At 63.4% G+C, this 15,543-nt stretch carries 20 protein-coding genes; all 20 read right to left on the reverse strand.

Annotated elements, in window-relative coordinates; translation table 11 throughout:
• Positions 1-28: 28 nt before the first annotated feature.
• The 20 genes from VGF98_09220 to dusB all read right to left on the reverse strand — a co-directional run bounded on the left by VGF98_09220 (position 29) and on the right by dusB (position 15,538).
• On the reverse strand, positions 29-1,255 hold the full coding sequence (locus VGF98_09220; protein HEY1681802.1) for a hypothetical protein: 1,227 nt from the start codon (positions 1,253-1,255) through the stop codon (positions 29-31).
• On the reverse strand, positions 1,252-1,713 hold the full coding sequence (locus VGF98_09225) for a FliH/SctL family protein (protein HEY1681803.1): 462 nt from the start codon (positions 1,711-1,713) through the stop codon (positions 1,252-1,254). The genes VGF98_09220 and VGF98_09225 overlap by 4 nt, the downstream gene beginning before the upstream one ends.
• Complete coding sequence (locus tag VGF98_09230; protein ID HEY1681804.1) at positions 1,706-3,172, reverse strand: flagellar M-ring protein FliF C-terminal domain-containing protein; 1,467 nt, start codon at positions 3,170-3,172, stop codon at positions 1,706-1,708. The genes VGF98_09225 and VGF98_09230 overlap by 8 nt, the downstream gene beginning before the upstream one ends.
• Position 3,173: 1 nt before the next feature.
• Positions 3,174-3,443 (reverse strand): hypothetical protein, encoded by a 270-nt coding sequence (locus VGF98_09235; protein ID HEY1681805.1) that lies wholly within the window; start codon positions 3,441-3,443, stop codon positions 3,174-3,176.
• Complete coding sequence (locus VGF98_09240) at positions 3,440-3,772, reverse strand: hypothetical protein (GenBank protein ID HEY1681806.1); 333 nt, start codon at positions 3,770-3,772, stop codon at positions 3,440-3,442. The genes VGF98_09235 and VGF98_09240 overlap by 4 nt, the downstream gene beginning before the upstream one ends.
• Positions 3,769-3,984 (reverse strand): hypothetical protein, encoded by a 216-nt coding sequence (locus VGF98_09245; protein HEY1681807.1) that lies wholly within the window; start codon positions 3,982-3,984, stop codon positions 3,769-3,771. Before VGF98_09245 ends, VGF98_09240 begins: the two co-directional genes overlap by 4 nt.
• A 63-nt stretch (positions 3,985-4,047) precedes the next feature.
• Positions 4,048-4,650, reverse strand: coding sequence for an HD domain-containing protein (locus VGF98_09250; protein ID HEY1681808.1), 603 nt, complete (start codon positions 4,648-4,650; stop codon positions 4,048-4,050).
• 25 nt (positions 4,651-4,675) lie between these two features.
• Positions 4,676-5,752, reverse strand: coding sequence for a DUF3810 family protein (locus tag VGF98_09255; GenBank protein HEY1681809.1), 1,077 nt, complete (start codon positions 5,750-5,752; stop codon positions 4,676-4,678).
• A 47-nt stretch (positions 5,753-5,799) separates the two neighbouring features.
• Positions 5,800-6,189: a 30S ribosomal protein S9 gene (gene rpsI, locus VGF98_09260; protein ID HEY1681810.1), complete on the reverse strand. Its 390-nt coding sequence runs from the start codon at positions 6,187-6,189 to the stop codon at positions 5,800-5,802.
• A 10-nt stretch (positions 6,190-6,199) separates the two neighbouring features.
• Positions 6,200-6,625 (reverse strand): 50S ribosomal protein L13, encoded by a 426-nt coding sequence (rplM, locus tag VGF98_09265; protein ID HEY1681811.1) that lies wholly within the window; start codon positions 6,623-6,625, stop codon positions 6,200-6,202.
• A 79-nt stretch (positions 6,626-6,704) separates the two neighbouring features.
• Entirely contained in the window at positions 6,705-7,484 is a 780-nt protein-coding gene (gene truA, locus VGF98_09270; GenBank protein HEY1681812.1) for a tRNA pseudouridine(38-40) synthase TruA, read from the reverse strand.
• A gap of 11 nt (positions 7,485-7,495) precedes the next feature.
• Positions 7,496-7,936, reverse strand: coding sequence for a DUF5069 domain-containing protein (locus VGF98_09275; GenBank protein HEY1681813.1), 441 nt, complete (start codon positions 7,934-7,936; stop codon positions 7,496-7,498).
• A 16-nt stretch (positions 7,937-7,952) separates the two neighbouring features.
• On the reverse strand, positions 7,953-8,699 hold the full coding sequence (locus VGF98_09280; GenBank protein HEY1681814.1) for a phosphatase PAP2 family protein: 747 nt from the start codon (positions 8,697-8,699) through the stop codon (positions 7,953-7,955).
• Positions 8,696-10,195: a lysine--tRNA ligase gene (gene lysS / locus VGF98_09285; GenBank protein HEY1681815.1), complete on the reverse strand. Its 1,500-nt coding sequence runs from the start codon at positions 10,193-10,195 to the stop codon at positions 8,696-8,698. Before lysS ends, VGF98_09280 begins: the two co-directional genes overlap by 4 nt.
• Before the next feature lie 26 nt (positions 10,196-10,221).
• Positions 10,222-10,731 (reverse strand): transcription elongation factor GreA, encoded by a 510-nt coding sequence (gene greA, locus VGF98_09290; GenBank protein ID HEY1681816.1) that lies wholly within the window; start codon positions 10,729-10,731, stop codon positions 10,222-10,224.
• A gap of 92 nt (positions 10,732-10,823) precedes the next feature.
• Positions 10,824-11,729, reverse strand: coding sequence for a hypothetical protein (locus VGF98_09295; GenBank protein HEY1681817.1), 906 nt, complete (start codon positions 11,727-11,729; stop codon positions 10,824-10,826).
• Entirely contained in the window at positions 11,726-12,838 is a 1,113-nt protein-coding gene (locus VGF98_09300) for a hypothetical protein (protein HEY1681818.1), read from the reverse strand. Before VGF98_09300 ends, VGF98_09295 begins: the two co-directional genes overlap by 4 nt.
• A complete protein-coding gene (locus VGF98_09305; protein ID HEY1681819.1) occupies positions 12,835-13,263 on the reverse strand; it encodes an SRPBCC family protein in 429 nt (142 codons plus the stop codon). The genes VGF98_09300 and VGF98_09305 overlap by 4 nt, the downstream gene beginning before the upstream one ends.
• Positions 13,264-13,274: 11 nt before the next feature.
• A complete protein-coding gene (locus VGF98_09310; protein ID HEY1681820.1) occupies positions 13,275-14,546 on the reverse strand; it encodes an aspartate aminotransferase family protein in 1,272 nt (423 codons plus the stop codon).
• Positions 14,543-15,538 (reverse strand): tRNA dihydrouridine synthase DusB, encoded by a 996-nt coding sequence (dusB, locus tag VGF98_09315; protein HEY1681821.1) that lies wholly within the window; start codon positions 15,536-15,538, stop codon positions 14,543-14,545. Before dusB ends, VGF98_09310 begins: the two co-directional genes overlap by 4 nt.
• Positions 15,539-15,543 lie beyond the last annotated feature (5 nt).

Consider the following 15,543-nt stretch of genomic DNA (forward strand, 5'->3'; position numbering starts at 1 on the left):
TATCGTCGCGCGGGCTTGCATGGTGCGCTTACACGATCGAGGCGGCCAATGCTATGAGTTCGTGGCGCGTCGCTCCGAACGCACTCGGCTCGGAGTCCTGGCGGAGAAAGGCGAGCACTCGCTCTTCCGCCGCGACCGCACGGCGCGCCGCCGAGCCGCTCGACTCGATACCGAGCAGACGCGCATCTTCGGTGCGCTCCAGCAATGCGAGAGCGTTTCGAATGGTCGCCGCGGCCTGGAGGTGTGCGGCGTCCACGACGGCGTCCATCGTGCGGCTCGCGCTGCGTAACGCGTCGATCGCCGGGAAATGCCCTCGCGCGGCTAGGCTCGGCGACAACGCGATGTGGCCGTCGAGCAGCGAGCGCGCCGCGTCGCTAACCGGATCGCGTTCGTCGCCGTCGTCGAGCACGCTGGCGATGAGCGTCATCGAGCCGCCGTTGAAGTTGCCGGCGATTTCGACGAAACGTGCCAGCTCGGCAAACACGCTCGGCGGATAACCGCCGCGCCCGGCCGGCTCGCCGGTGGCGACCGCCGCTTCGCGCAGCGCCGCAGCCAAACGCGCCAAACTATCCAACAAGATCACGACGTGCAGACCGCGACCGGCGAGCGCCGCGGCATTGGCAAGCGCGATTTCGGCGGCGCGCACGCGCTCCATTGCAGAACGGTCGCTGGTAGCGCACACGACGGTCGTGCGGCGATCGATCGCGTCGAACCACCGCTGCGCCTCGCGACCGCGCTCGCCGACGAGCGCGACGACGATCGCGTCGGCACGGCAGCCCGCAACGATCCGTTCGAGCAACGTGCTTTTTCCGCAGCCGGGCGCTCCGAACACGCCGATCCGTGCACCGCGTCCGAACGCCAACAATCCGTCGATGGCTCGGATGCCGGTATGCAAGGGTTGCGTTATGGCGCGCCGCTCGTGCGGGAGCTTCGGCAGCACGCCGAGGGCAACGCGCGGTCCACAAAGCGTGCGGCCGTGCACGGCTACGCCGCGGGCATCCAACGCCGCTCCCAGCGTGCACGTGCCGAGCGCCAACGTTTCGCCGATCCCCTCGATTCGCGCGAACGAACCCCGCGCCAGGCCGGTGCACGACTGCGACGGCCATACCAGCGCGCGGTCGCCGTCGAGCTCGCGCACGCGCGCTGCGATCTCGCCGCGCATGCCGAGTGCGAGCACGTCGCCTATACGGGCGCCGGGAACGCAGACTTCGATCATGCCGCGACGCATGCCGTTCACGCAACCGCGAGCGATCACCGTAGTATCGTCTCGAGCCGCGCACCGAGCGATGCATCGATGCTGCCGCAGCGCACGTCGAGCACCACGTCGCCGGCCCGCAACCGTTCGTCCGTAACGACACGAAAATCGAGTGTATCGCAGGCGGCGCGGTCGTCCGGATGTACGCGCAGTTGTAGCGGCCCATGGTCGAGATAGCGCTCGAGTGCGCGCGCCGCGATTGCCGCTACGTCCGGCGGAGCCAATAACAACTCGCGTGCCAACACGTCGCAGGCAACGTCGCGAACTAGCCGCTCGAGCGAAAGAGCGAGTGCATCGGCGAGCGCGGCCCGAAAACGACGCGCCTCCGCCGCCGCGTCTTCGAGATCCGGCTCCGCCTCATTCGTCGACACGACGGTCGTAGCGAGGTCGCCGGATACGGTTGGAGGTTCGGGAGTCGGGCGCAACGCGCGATCGAGCGGAACGAACCCGTCAGGCATGACGGCGTAACAGCTCCTGCGCGTCGGCCAGCAGCGGTGCGTGCGGCCGCTGCATTCGTTTGACGATTGCGTCGCGCTCGATCTGCGGATAGAGTTCGAGCACGGCGGCCGCGGTGGCGGCAGGCAGCGCGCTGATAATCGCTGCGGCGGCATGCGGCGGCTCGTGCGCGAGCACGGTACGGACGCGCGACGGTGCGAAGCCCGCAACCGCGCTCGTGGTACGCCGCACGGAAGCGCGGTCCAACGCCGCTTTTGCGAATTCGATCGCCGGCGGGATCGAAATCCGCGCGGAAAGGACGACCGCGACGCCGATGGCAAGCGCCGGCAACAGCGGAACGAGGGTGCCGTACAACAGCCACCACGGATCTTTGCGCGCGACCGGAGCGCGCCCGAAATCTACGGCCTGCACCGAGAGCGTATCCCCGCGTTTGGCATCCAAGCCGATCGTCGCTGCAGCCAGCTCGCGAACCGCTGCCACGTCGATCCGTCTGGACGCATCGACGAATACGGCAGCCGACACACGCCGTACGGCTCCGGGCGGAGTTTCGTTCTGCGTTTCGTGGGTGTCGGCGCCGCGCTCTCCGGATTCGTCGCGTAGACGGTACCGTTTCCCGCCACCGTCGTACGTTTCGGAGCGCGCGGCGTAGGATATCGATTCGCCGGCCGGACGCCGCTCCACGTCGCGCTCGGTGCTGCGTTCGACGGATCGCTCGGCGCGCACGCGCACGATCGCCGATCCTTGCCCAAATGCATCATCGAGCGCGGATTGCAACGAGCGGCGCACGTCGTCATCATCGTCGCCGGCGGTCGTTTCGTCGAGCGCAAATCCGCGATCGTCGAGCAGCGTCACGCGCGCCGGGTCGAGGCCCGGGACGGCCGCGGCGACGAAGGCGCGGATGCCTTGCACCGCCTGTGGTGATAAACGCATGCCGCTTCGCAAACGTACGCGTACGCCGGCGCTGGCATCGCGAGACGATTGATCGGCGAACTCGGCAACCTTGGCCGGCGCGACGATCACACGCGCATCTTCCACGCCGTCGATTCCGCGCAACCCGGTTTCGATGTCGCCGGCCAAGCCGGCGCGCGCCTGTGCGTCGATCACCGTTTGTGGCGTCAACATACCGACGTTTGCGAGCGCTTCGCCGCTGTCTTCGAGGTGGGCGTGTGGAACGCCCGAGAGCGAAAGTCGCAGCAGCAGATCGCTCCGGCGAGATGCATCGACAACCAGGTTGTCGGCCGACGGCGTGAACGGCACGTTCCACGCCGCCAGCCGTTCCTCGACCTCGGCGATCTGTTCGGCATGCAGCGGTGTAGCGAACAACGCGGCGCGCACCGGATGAGCAAGAATCTCGACCGCAACGATTGCAACCACGATCGTCGCGAAACACGCGATGCTCGCGATACGCGCACTCTTCGAAAGCGCGCTCCAGCGGGCGGTCAGCAGCGCGAAGTACTGCACCTTACACCTGCATGTTGGCAACGGCTTGCAGCGACTGTGCCGCACGCTGCAGCGCAGACGTCGCTACGGCCAGCACGATGTCGGCGCGCGACCGGTCGTACACCGCATCGGCCAGCGTGCCGGCGCGGCGCGCGAACGCATCTTCGGACCGTTCGGCCCGATCGAGCACGCCTCCGACGCCGTCGAGCGCCCGCGCGAACGCTCCCGGATCGAGCGTTCGCGTGCGGTCAAAATCCGGCGCTTCATCCGGATGTACCGGAACGACCGTCATAACCGGCCCATGTCGATGGTCTTCTCCGCCAGCGTTTTCCCGGTATCGAACAGCGCAGCATCCGACTCGTAGGCGCGCGATGCATTCATCACGGCGATCAGCTCGGTCAGGATGTCGACGTCGACGCCGGGTTGCGTTCGTGTTCCCGCAAAGGCCGCATACGGCTCGCCGTCCTCGCCGGCCGCAACTCGAAACTGAGGAATCTCTCGCAGATAGCTTCCGTTCGGTCCGGCAGCTTCTGCGGCAGCCACATTTCGCGCGGCGACATCGAGGGCGGCGCGTTGTGCGTCCATCGCATCGGCTGCGGCATCGAGCAGCGGCATCGTCATCGTGCGACGCCCTTCATTTCCGCCAGCCGCGCGTGTTCGGCCGCGAGCAACGCTTCTTGAAATAATGCGGCCTGCGCCGTCTGCGCCATCGCCGCGTTGCCGTGTGCCGCGTCGCCGCCGGCCCCTGCGCGCGCCAACGCCGTTTGCGCGTCCAACAACGCGCGTTGCGCGGAATCAAAACCCGCGCGTAATGAGTCTCCTACGTCGAACATTCGCCCAGCCTACGATGCCGGCATATCCGGAAGCCGAGCGTGGCGTTGCCGCGATATGACCGTTTACATTTTCGCCGCTTCTTCCCTCAGGGCGGCGACCGCGCGTGCGAGTTCATCGACGATCGGTCGCAGACGCGGATCGTCGCTGGTGCGGTAGATTTCGAGAAGCGTTCCGTAGTTCCAGACTTGCTCGGGTGGCTCCGCACTGAACCGCTCCCACACCACCGGACCGTCCGCTCGAAGATCGGTCACGGTCGCTCGTACGTTATTGAGCTTGTCGGCGGCGCTGACGAGCCACACCGACGAGTCAGGGTTTGCCCGGAGATGTTGGTGATACGCTTCCTTGCGTGGATGCCAGGGTGATTTGCGGCCGCCCGGTTTCTCCGGAAGGTCATCCGACAGCGCCTCGACGATGCGCGCGACACGGTCACCAAATCGTAGGCGAATCTGCTCGAGTTCGTGCCGGCCGCCCTGATCTTCGGCCGCATCGTGTAACAGCGCTGCGATCGCCTCATCTTCGTCACCCTTCGCGCCGAGAACGATGTCGGTTACGCCGAGAAGATGGCCGATGTAGGGAACGCCGGATCCCTTGCGCTGTTGATTGCGATGCACGAACGCCGCGTAGGCGAGCGCATCGGAAAATCGGGGCGAGAGTACTGTCGTCATGACCGTATTCTACCCTAACGCCGTGTCAGACGGGCGGCGCACCGCCTGAAACCGGCACGGGCAGTCCGTTCGCATCCAGCGGGACGCCGAGGACCAGCCGGGTGACTTCGTTATAGTTCTCGATGCCCGAGGCAATGCGATTGGTCTTGAGATAGGCGTTGTAGGTTTTCCAGGTCCAGCGCGACAGCAGAACGTTGACGTTGTGCGCGTTGCGTTTGCGCATGGCGGCGAAATCTTGCCACACGAGTGAATTGAAGTCCGACTTCGCGTACGTCGTTTTCTGCGGCAGATATAAGAACAGTTCGAACCAGCCGGAGTACTGGATCGCCGGATCGTGCGATCGCAGGCACGTAACGATGGCGAGGTAGTTGGCTTCGTCTTCGCGTGCATACGCGGCAACGTGACTCCACTCGTGCGCTTGATCGAACGGACGCTCGAACCATAGAACGTCGCTCGAAATCTGCACGGTCAGCGCGAACGGATTGATGAACCCGCTGGTACCCGTTGCCATCATGAACGGATTTGCGATCGTCGGTTTGGCAGACCCGACGTTAGGATCCCAATCGTCACCGCCGGAGCGCACTGCCGGCAGCCAGGATGCGCGCAACTTCGCGAGGTCGAGCGGTTGTGCCGCGAGCGCGTGGGCCGCAGGCGCGAGGCGATTCATATGCTCGACCGCGATCGCGCGAAGTCGCTCTGCGGCCGCCGTGGTGATGCGCGACGGATCGAAGCGAACGCGCGACTCGATCGGGGCGCGCGCATAGTTCCAGCCCCAAGACGCCTCAAACCATACAGCATATGCTCCAGCTATGGCGGCCAGCGACAATACGAGCGATCCGATCGCACGAAACCGCTTCGCGCGCGGCGCGCGCACCGCAATCGCGATGCACCAGATCGCGCCGGCGGCGCCGATCAGCGTGGCGATGTCCCCGGCCGACCACGGAATCGGATTCGTTATCGCAAACGCGACGTGTTCCCATTGCGAATAGCCGCCGTTCGAGTAGGCGCGTTCGATCCACGACGCGTCCGGCTGCCAAGCCAATGCCGCGACGCCGGCAACGATTGCCAGCAGTCGCAGGACCAATAGAAAAGAGCCGCCCATGATGGACGGCTCCGTTCGACGTGGCTTCGGCAGATTCCGAACCGGAATTAGCGTTTGCTGTATTGGAAACGCTTACGGGCCCGCTTGCGTCCGTACTTCTTCGATTCTTTCTCGCGCGGATCGCGGGTCAAAAACCCATTTTGACGCAAAATCGATTTCAGGCTCTCGTCCATCTCGACGAGCGCGCGAGCGATTCCATGGCGCACCGCACCGGCTTGGCCGGTGACGCCGCCGCCTTCGGTCTTCACCGAAACGTCGAAGCGCGAGGCGCTCTGCGTGGCTTCGAACGGCTGGCGCACGATCTGCAGCAGCTGCGGCCGCGGGAAGTATTCTTCCACGGGCTTTTTGTTGATCGTGATGACGCCCTGGCCGAGCGTCAACTGAACGCGAGCGATGGCGCGCTTACGACGACCGGTGGCTTGAATAACGTTGTCCAACGACGACTCCCTACGACAGCGGCTGAGGATGTTGTGCGGCGTGCGGATGATCGGCACCGGCGTAGACGTTCAGTCGAGCCAAGCGATCGTTGCGCGTCCGGTTTCCGGCGAGCATTCCGCGAACCGCCATCTCGATCAGGCGCTCCGGATGCTTGTTTTGGACCTCACGTGCCGTCTGCTCGCGCAGACCGCCCGGAAATCCGGAGTGACGATAATAAATCTTCTGATCCAGTTTGTTGCCGCCCAACTCGACCTTGTCGGCATTGATCACGACCACGTAGTCGCCATCGTCGATGTGCGGCGTCCAGGTCGGTTTGTTCTTACCCGAAAGAGCGCGAGCGATCCGTACCGCTAACGTGCCCAGCCGCTGTCCGGCGGCATCGACGACGTACCAGTCGTGCTTGGTTTCGGCGGTTTTCTGTTGATAGGTCCGCATAGTTGCGCGCGTCTTCCTCAAAAATAACGTCAAGACAAAGCTCCGCGGGGCTGTCGCGCCGCGGGGCAGCCTTCGCATCTTACCTGTCGGCCACGAACCCCGTCAAGACCGCGGGCGTACGATATGAGTCGTACCCATCGCGAAAACGCACCCCGGCCAGGTACAACCCATGGGCCGGAGCGCTCAAACCGGCCGCTTCCCGCCTCCGGGCCTCGACCACCCCCGGCAGACTTTCTGCCGGTCGCCGCTCCCTGCCGACCTCCAGCAGCGTGCCGACCACGGTTCGGACCATGCGGTGTAAAAAGCCGTCGGCCGAGATTCGAAAGCGGATGAGATCGCCGCGACGCTCGATCTCGAGCGATCGAACCGTCCGCACGGTGTTGCCGTTGTCCGGCGGAACGCCGCAAAACGACCGAAAGTCGTGGCGGCCGATCAGCGACTCGGCGCCACGGCGCATGGCGTCCATATCGACGTCGTAGGGCACCAGGGTGGCTCGGTATGCCAGCATCGGCGAACGGCTTCGGGCGTTATAGACGGCATACTCATAGGTCCGCTCCTCGGCCGAGAAGCGGGCCGAGAAGTCCTCATCGACCGCAGCGCTCTCGCGCACCGCCAGATCGGACGGAAGAACCGAGTTGAGCGCGAGGACCAGCCGGTCGAACGGAAACGCGCGCTCCGTCTGAAACGATACGACCTGTCCGGTGGCGTGAACGCCGGCATCGGTGCGGCCGGCGGCAGTGCATTTGATGGGCTCCGACAAGAGACGCCCGAGTGCGGCTTCCAGCGTGCCGGCCACCGTGCGGAGTTTCGGCTGCCACTGGAAACCGCAAAAGGCCGAACCGTCGTATTCGACGGTCAAGCGCAGTGAGGTCAGACGACCGACGCCGTCCGTTTCGGAACGTTGCGCTTCTCGTCGAGGTCCAGAACGTCTACCCACGTCACGACGTCGGTGCGATCCGGCGCCACCTTGCTACGCAGATCTTCGAAAAAGCCGATCGAATCGCCGTCCGGGCGGCGTTCCAGAAACTGCTGGTTAAACTGTTCGATCTCTTCGGTGGACTTGGCCGCGACGAACGCACGCGTGTAATCCTCGATGCCCGCGTCGCCATCCGATTTCTTGATGGCTTCGAGCAATTGAGCGCCATTGATGTTCAAAAATCCGAACACCGCTTGATCCATCGGGCAGTCGAAATTGTACTCGCCGTTGGTTCCGGCGGCCGTCGCTTTACCTTTATCGACCGCGCGACCGAGCATGACGACGCCTTGCCACTTGTCGCGAGCGCTGCGCGGATATTCCTTGGTGAGATCCACGGGAATCTTCGTCTCCTTACTTTTGGGAAGTTAGTACTTCCCCGAACGCGTCCACGCCCTCGGAGGTTGCGGCGACCGGCAGACCCAAGGTCGCGCGCACCTCGGCCCTCGCCGCGGCGAAATCGGTCTCGAATCGCGGCTCTCGCATCAACGCGTATGCGACGATCGTACCCGCGATCCAACCGGCCTCAACGTCGGTGGGATAGTGCACGCCGGCGACAATACGACGGTCCGCAAAAATTTCGGCGCGGCGGAAAATTGCTTTACGCAATTCTGGTACCATCTCTGCCAGCAGGATCGCCGTGCAAGATGCAAATGCGGCGTGGCCGCTCGGATACGAGCCGTGCGTCTGCGGCGCGCCTTCCGGGCGCGGGCGATCGAAGTACGCCTTGGCCACATCGATCAACGCTTCGGTGTCGCCGCTGGTGTGAGCGAAGAGTTGCACGGTTAGCGGCAAACGTTCGGCTACGAAATTTGGTCCCAAGAGGTTCGCAAACGTAAAGACGGTGCGATGCGCGTCGGCAGCCGCATCGGCGATGTCGGCCGGTGACCGATCGGCCATCACCGTTGCCATCGTTCTGGCGTCGTCGATGGCTGCGGCCGAAGCCGGCGCCGGAGGCGGTTCGAGGAGTTGCGACAAGTCGACTTGGGCGGGCGTGAGGTAATACGAAACCGCCGGCTTCTTGGCTAGCGCCGGCGACCACAACGTTACGGCTGCGAACACCGCGGCGCACGCCGTAATCGTTAGCGTGCGTGCCGTCATCCGTGCTGTCGTTGCAGCGGAAACGCCAGTATTTCGCGGATCGAGGTCTGGCTCGTCAGCAGCATAACCAGCCGGTCGACGCCGATTCCAATTCCGGCCGTCGGCGGCATGCCATATTCTAACGCGCGCACGTAATCCCAATCCGGCTCGGGCGCCTCGTCATCGCCGCCGGCGCGGTCGAGAATCTGCGATTCGAAGCGGCCACGCTGATCGTCGGGATCGTTCAGCTCGGAAAATGCGTTCGACACTTCCATCTGCGCGCAGAACAGTTCGTACCGTTCGGTCAAGTCCGGATCGTCGTGCCGGCGCTTGGCCAGCGGTGAAATCACGACGGGATAGTTCGTCACGAAGGTCGGCTGCATCAGATGCGGCTCGAGCACGCGTTCGAAAATTTTGTCGAGGGCGTGACCGTGTGTGGGTGACGCGGGCATCTCGAGATCTCGAAGAATCTCGGCCGCGCCGTGCGGGTCGAGTAGCCGGTCGCGTCTGAATTTGCCGTCGCTGTAGCGCTCCAGGCCTTCTAAATATCCGATCCGTGCGAAGGGGCGCACGAACGAAATCGCCGCGTCTCCCCGACGCAATTCGGTGTCACCCAGGGTGACCACGTCGACCAGATGCGCGATCAATTCTTCGTTGAACTGCAGCATATCGTCGACGTTCCAATACGCAGCGTAGAGTTCGAGCATCGTGAACTCGGGATTGTGCGTGGTATCGATGCCTTCGTTGCGAAAGATTCGTCCGATTTCATAGACGCGCTCGAGCCCGCCAACGATTAATCGCTTGAGGTTGAGCTCGGTCGCGATGCGCAATTGCATGGTACGATCGAGCGCGTGGCAATACGTCTCGAACGGACGCGCCGCCGCCCCGCCGGCCAGATGCAGCAGCGTCGGCGTTTCGACCTCATAGAATCCGCGAGCATCGATAAAGCGACGCATTTCCGCGATGATTTGGCTGCGGGTGATGAGCAGATCGCGCGCGTCGGGGTTGACGATCAAATCGACGTAACGCTGGCGATAGCGCTTCTCGACGTCGACCAGGCCGTGCCACTTGTCGGGCAACGGCAATAACGATTTCGATAGCACCGAAAACGACGTGACGTGCAGCGTAATTTCGCCCATCTTCGAGCGAAATACGTAGCCTCGCACGCCCACGATATCGCCGCGTTCGACGTCGTTCCAGTCGGCAAACGAGCCTTCGCCCATTTCGTCCTTGCGCACGTAGAGCTGGATGCTTCCGGTGCGATCGCTCAAATCGGCGAAGATGGTTTTGCCCATCGTTCGCTTCGAAAGCAGCCGTCCGGCAAGGTTCCAGCCTTCGGCGGACGCGTCCTGACCGGGCACCAGGAAGTCGTAGCGCGCGTGCAACTCGTCGGCCGTCGCGTCTACGTCGTAATGCGTTTGCGCGAACGGGTCGTTACCGCGCGCGCGAAGCGCGGCCAGACGCTCGCGCCGCGCCGCTATCAGGACGGCTTCGGTTTTGCCGAGCTCTTCTTGCATGATCCCGTCCCGGCGTCGGGCGCCGATTAGCTAGCTTTCTTTGCGGCTCTCTTTGGAGAGTTGCTTTTGATCGATTCGATCTTGTACTTCATCACGCCGCGCGGCGTAGCAACGTCGACCGTCGCGTTCTTCTTGTGGCCGATCAAGGCGCGTCCCAACGGCGATTCGTTGGATATACGCTGATTGCTCGGATCGGCTTCGGCCGAACCGACGATCGAGAACTCGTAGGTCTCGCCGTTTTTCAGGTCCTTGACTTTTACGACCGCGCCGAGGTGCACTTCGTCGGCGGCATACTCCGATTCGTCGATGAGCCGCGCGTTGCGAATCATGCCTTCCAGTTTCAAGATACGGCCTTCAATAAAAGCCTGTTCTTGTTTGGCGTCTTCGTACTCGGCGTTTTCGCTCAGATCGCCGTATTCTTTGGCTTGGCGAATCCGGTCGTTCACTTCTCTGCGGTGAACCGTCTTGAGTTCGTCTAACTCGGTTTCGAGCTTCGACAACCCCTCTGCGGTCAATACGATCTCTTTATCGTTCAAGGACAAACCCTCGGAAAAAGGGGCCGCCCTATCGGGCGCTGGCGCGGTTTGTTCGGGGGGTAAAATGCTTCCCCTCCCTTCGTCGCCGGGTGCTAGTTGAGTGGCACCACCCGCGGATGCAACTCGAGGTCCTCGAGCAAGCGTTCGTAATCGGCAGCCGTCACCTCGTCCCAGCGCTTGCCTAAAAGCGCGACCAGTGCGGCCTCGACGACGTTGGTTCCGAACGACCGCCCGCCGAAATCCGGCGTCGTCGTTACGAGCGTTTTGACGCCGCGCGCCGCGAGCTCGGCGACGTCGGCCGGCGTTACCGTGTTGGTCAACACGATCTTGCCCTCCATGCGCTCCGGCATGAACTGGCGCATAAAATGAAAATCGCCCGCGATGATGTCGGCTTCTTCATAATACTGCGGATATTTGGGTTGCGGCGGCCGGTCTTGCTTTTTGCCGGTCGGATAGAAGAACTGGAACGGCAGCTTGCACGCGTCCGGCAAATATTTCTCGGCCATCGTTTCGAAGGTCGCCAAGTCACGCACCGGCATATCTTTGTCGAGCGCGAAAATAAAATCGCCAAACAACACATCGGCACCGGCATCGACGAGCGCTTGCGCCATGCCGAAGCGATCCAGCGCGCTCACCATCAGCACGTGCGTTCCGCGCAGTTCGATTCCGAGATCCTCACGCATGAAACGAATCGCCTCGCGTTCGAGCGTGTTTTTGAGACCGCTGCCGTCGACGACGGGCGTGGTGTGCGCCGCTTCGAGCAATCGCAATCCGTCGCGCAGTGCGTACCGGTGCCGCCCGGCGTACAGATACACGTCGATGCCGCCCAAGCCGATGGCGTCGACCGTTCCGTCGAGTTCGCGAACCTTGGCAACCGCCACGTCCAGTTTTCCGTCGGTGCCGATCCGCGCGATATCGAAGGCTTCGCCCAAGAGCGTCACTTCGGCGCGGTGGTCGCGTCTCGACGAACCGAGCGAAACCGAAACGACCTTTTTCACGCGACGACCTCCTTGCGCCGGGCGTGCGCCGCGGCTTTGGTTGCGGCGATGCGCTCGGGCGTGATGGCTGCGTCGAACGCACGCATGCTCGCCGGAGCGAACCCGCAGCGATCGGCCATCTCGCCGATCTCGACGACCTTGCGCAAATCGATGCCGCGGCCTAACGTGAACGGCTCGATACGTTCCTCGAGCGCCAGCACCATCGTTTCGCCCATGCACGCCAGCACGGTCTTCGGCGGCAAATTCAAATCGAATTCGGTTCCAGGTTCGCGTATCCGTTCGAACCGCGGGTTGCCCGGGACGAGTACGTTGCCGCCCTCGACCACCAGCACGTCGGGCCGCTCCCCGCTAACGCGGACGCTGACGTCGTGCGGAAGCGACAGTTCGCATACGACGGCGCCGGTTTGCAACGATTCGGGTTCGATCACGTCTTGCGTTGAGGACGTCGCGGTAACGATCAGCTGGCCCCGGCGCACGCCCTCGTTGACATCGGTCGTCCACGACGTTTCGCACGGGTAGTGCGCGGCCTTGGTTTCGGCAAATTTGCGCAGCCGCGTTTCGTTGCGCGCAACGAGTACCAACCGCTCGACGTGCGGCGCGATCAGCTCGGCGCACGCGCTGCCGATCGATCCGGTGGCGCCGACGACGACGGCAGTGGCCCGCGAAGCGTCGACCTCCATTTCGCGCGCGCCGCGAAACAAACTATCGATGCCGGCTTTGATAGTGAGCGAGTTGCCGGTGGTCACTGGAATCGGCGAGCGCTCGTTGACGGTGACGCCACCATCGCCGACGACCGCGGTGAACGCACCCAATCCCGCGACGTCGGCACCGAGTTCGGCACCGATGCGAATCGCTGCGACGATACGTTCGTAGACCTGCTCGCGCGGAAACTCGATCATCTGCTCCGGCAGGAGCGGCGCCGAGACGAACCATCCCTCGGTTTCGCGTCCGTCGGGCGTGCGCACGCCGGTGACGTGGACCACCGCCCACGGCGGCATCCACGACATGATCTTGCGCATGATCGCATCGCCTTTGCCCTTGGCACCCGGCTCGTAGCGCGCGACATCCTGCAGCGACAGCGGATGGATGACGAAACAGAAACGCTTCATGCTTCTTCGGCCTGGCGCTTGAGCGCGGCCAGCATCATCTCGCTGTTTTCTTGCACTTTCTTTTGCAGGGTCGGACCGATCAGTTCGGCCAGCGTCGGAACGCCGAAATCGTAATCGACGCCGAGCACGACGTGCGTCACGCCATCGCGTTCTTCGAACGTCCACGCGCCTTCGAATTTATCCAAGTCGCCCTCGATCAGCTTGTAATCGATACGCCGGCGTTCGTCGTCGAACCGGTCTTCTTCGGTCCACTCGATCGGCGCTTCTTCGACCAACGTTTTCCAGCGCGTGACCGTGTACTCGGCGTGCCGTTCGAGGACGACGACGGTTTCGACGTCCGGCATGAACTGCGGAAAGCGTTCTTGATCCTTCGCGAGTTCGTAGACGACGCGAGCCGGAGCGGCGATCGCGATGGCGGTTTCCACATAGGGCATCGCTATAGTTGGCCGAGCTTCTCGTAGGCGGTAGCCACCCCTGCCCGCAACGCCGCCAACGCCGTTGCGACCTCGTCTTCCCGCACGATCAACGGCGGTTCGAGACGAATGACTCGTTGCAGGTTGAGCGTCCACGCCGCCGTTACGCCGGCTTTCAACATTTCGGGAATGATCCAGCCGCCGTAACCTTCGTGCCGTAACTCGACGCCGGCCATCAATCCGAGACCGCGCACCGCTGCAACCACCTGTGGAAACTCGCTGCGTATCGCTTCGGCACCATCGAGCAACTGTTTACCCCGTACGCGGGCATTTTCGACCAAATTGTCGTCTTCCAACACGTCCATTGCGGCCAGAGCGGCGGCGCATGCCAATTCGTTGCCGCCAAAGGTCGATGTATGCAACAACGGCGCCTTCGCGAAGGCGCGATTCCAAGCAGCCGGCGTCGCGATGAACGCGCCCACCGGAATGACCCCGCCGGATAGACCTTTGGCCAGCGTCATCACGTCGGGAACGACGTTTTCGCGTTCGCACGCGAAGAGATAGCCGCAGCGGCCGAGTCCGGTTTGCACTTCGTCGGCGATAAACAACGCACCGGTGGCGTCGCAGGCCTCGCGAACGGCGCGCAGATAACCGTCCGGCGGTATGTTGATTCCGCCTTCGCCTTGCACCGGCTCGACCACGAACGCCGCCGCGTCGTGCAATGCGGCTTCGAGTACCTCCGGGCGTCCGTACGGTACGTGTACGAATCCTTCGAGCAGGGGACGGAACGGTTCGCGGAACGTGTCGCGTCCGCTGACGGAAAGAGCGCCCATCGTCTTGCCGTGAAACGCGTCGAGCGTGCTGACGATTTTCGCGCGGCCGGTGGCGGCGCGTGCGAGTTTGATCGCGCCTTCGATCGCTTCGGTTCCGCTGTTACACCAAAACGAAATTTGCAGATCGCCGGGAGCGATTTCGGCCAAACGGCGGGCCGCTCGTCCGAGCACGGGGTTGAACATCGTCTTGCTCGACAGCGACATCCGATCCATCTGCTCGCGCACCGCGGCCAGCACGCGCGGATGCGAATGTCCCAGCGTAAACACGCCGTATCCACCGGCGAAATCGAGATACGCTTTTCCGTTTTGATCCCAAATGGTGCTGCCGCTCGCACGCACTTCGACCGGCGAACCCGACAGCTTCATGACGCGCGCCAACGGTGGATTGACGAAGTCGCGATAGTCGCTAAACGTTTGCGCCGCGAGCTCGGCGCCGCTCGCGGCGGCCGTTTCGGTATTCACGCTGCGACGTCGACCGTTTCGAGACGTTCGATCGCCGCTTCGATCGTTGCGACCGCATCGGCCGCGCGATCCAAATGCATGATGCGCTCGCGAAGCGCGGCAGCGCCGGGTATACCCTTGAGGTACAGCGCGACGTGTTTACGCATTTGCGGAACGGCGCGCGATTCGCCCCACTCGTCGACCATCGCTCGATAATGCACCAAACAATAGCGTAATCGATCCGCCGCGGGCGGCAGCGCACGTTGCGGCCGGCCTTCCATCACGTCGCGAATTTGGGCTATCAGCCATGGATTACCGAGCGCGGCGCGACCGATCATGATACCATCGACACCGCTTTCGCGCATGCGCTCGACGGCCACCGCGGCATCGTTGAGGTCGCCATTCCCGATCACGGGAACGTCGAGCGCGCGTTTGAGTCGAGCGATGTGCTCCCAATCGGCGACACCCTTGTAAAACTGACGTGCCGTGCGAGCGTGCAGCGTAATCGCCTGCGCTCCGGCCGCCTGCGCGCGCTTGGCGACGTCGACGTAGACGAGTTCTCGCTCGGTCCAGCCCAAGCGCATCTTTACGGTAACGGGGCAGTCGACGGCGTCCACGACCGCACGCACGATCGCTTCGCAGCGATCGGGATCGCGCAGGCAGGCCGAACCGCCGTTGGTTTTTGTCACCTTTGGCGCCGGGCAGCCGAAATTGATGTCGACGATATCGGCGCCGCATTCGCGAACCAAGCGAGCTGCTCGCGCCATCGTTTCCGGATCGTCGCCCCACAGCTGGGTCGAGACCGGTCGCTCGACGCCGTGCTGATCGATCATCTCCATCGTGCGCCGGCTTCCGAACTTCAGCGCGTTGGACGAGACGAACTCGGTAACGGTTAGCCCGAGTCCAAAGGGTTTGTACAGCGCCCGCATCGTGCGGTTGGTCACGCCCGACATCGGCGCCAGGACGACCGGGGGATAAACTTCGATCGGTCCGATCTTCAGCGGCGCGAACATGGCCG

The organism is Candidatus Tumulicola sp. (genome assembly GCA_036490475.1).
GTDB lineage: Bacteria > Vulcanimicrobiota > Vulcanimicrobiia > Vulcanimicrobiales > Vulcanimicrobiaceae > Tumulicola.

Bases quoted from the DNA above. Each gene is read 5' to 3' on its own strand.
- VGF98_09225 (HEY1681803.1), bottom strand. From the start codon at position 1,713: ATGCCTGACGGGTTCGTTCCGCTCGATCGCGCGTTGCGCCCGACTCCC.
- VGF98_09235 (HEY1681805.1), bottom strand. From the start codon at position 3,443: ATGACGGTCGTTCCGGTACATCCGGATGAAGCGCCGGATTTTGACCGC.
- VGF98_09240 (HEY1681806.1), bottom strand. From the start codon at position 3,772: ATGACGATGCCGCTGCTCGATGCCGCAGCCGATGCGATGGACGCACAA.
- VGF98_09245 (HEY1681807.1), bottom strand. From the start codon at position 3,984: ATGTTCGACGTAGGAGACTCATTACGCGCGGGTTTTGATTCCGCGCAA.
- VGF98_09250 (HEY1681808.1), bottom strand. From the start codon at position 4,650: ATGACGACAGTACTCTCGCCCCGATTTTCCGATGCGCTCGCCTACGCG.
- VGF98_09255 (HEY1681809.1), bottom strand. From the start codon at position 5,752: ATGGGCGGCTCTTTTCTATTGGTCCTGCGACTGCTGGCAATCGTTGCC.
- rplM (HEY1681811.1), bottom strand. From the start codon at position 6,625: ATGCGGACCTATCAACAGAAAACCGCCGAAACCAAGCACGACTGGTAC.
- VGF98_09280 (HEY1681814.1), bottom strand. From the start codon at position 8,699: ATGACGGCACGCACGCTAACGATTACGGCGTGCGCCGCGGTGTTCGCA.
- lysS (HEY1681815.1), bottom strand. From the start codon at position 10,195: ATGCAAGAAGAGCTCGGCAAAACCGAAGCCGTCCTGATAGCGGCGCGG.
- VGF98_09300 (HEY1681818.1), bottom strand. From the start codon at position 12,838: ATGAAGCGTTTCTGTTTCGTCATCCATCCGCTGTCGCTGCAGGATGTC.
- dusB (HEY1681821.1), bottom strand. From the start codon at position 15,538: ATGTTCGCGCCGCTGAAGATCGGACCGATCGAAGTTTATCCCCCGGTC.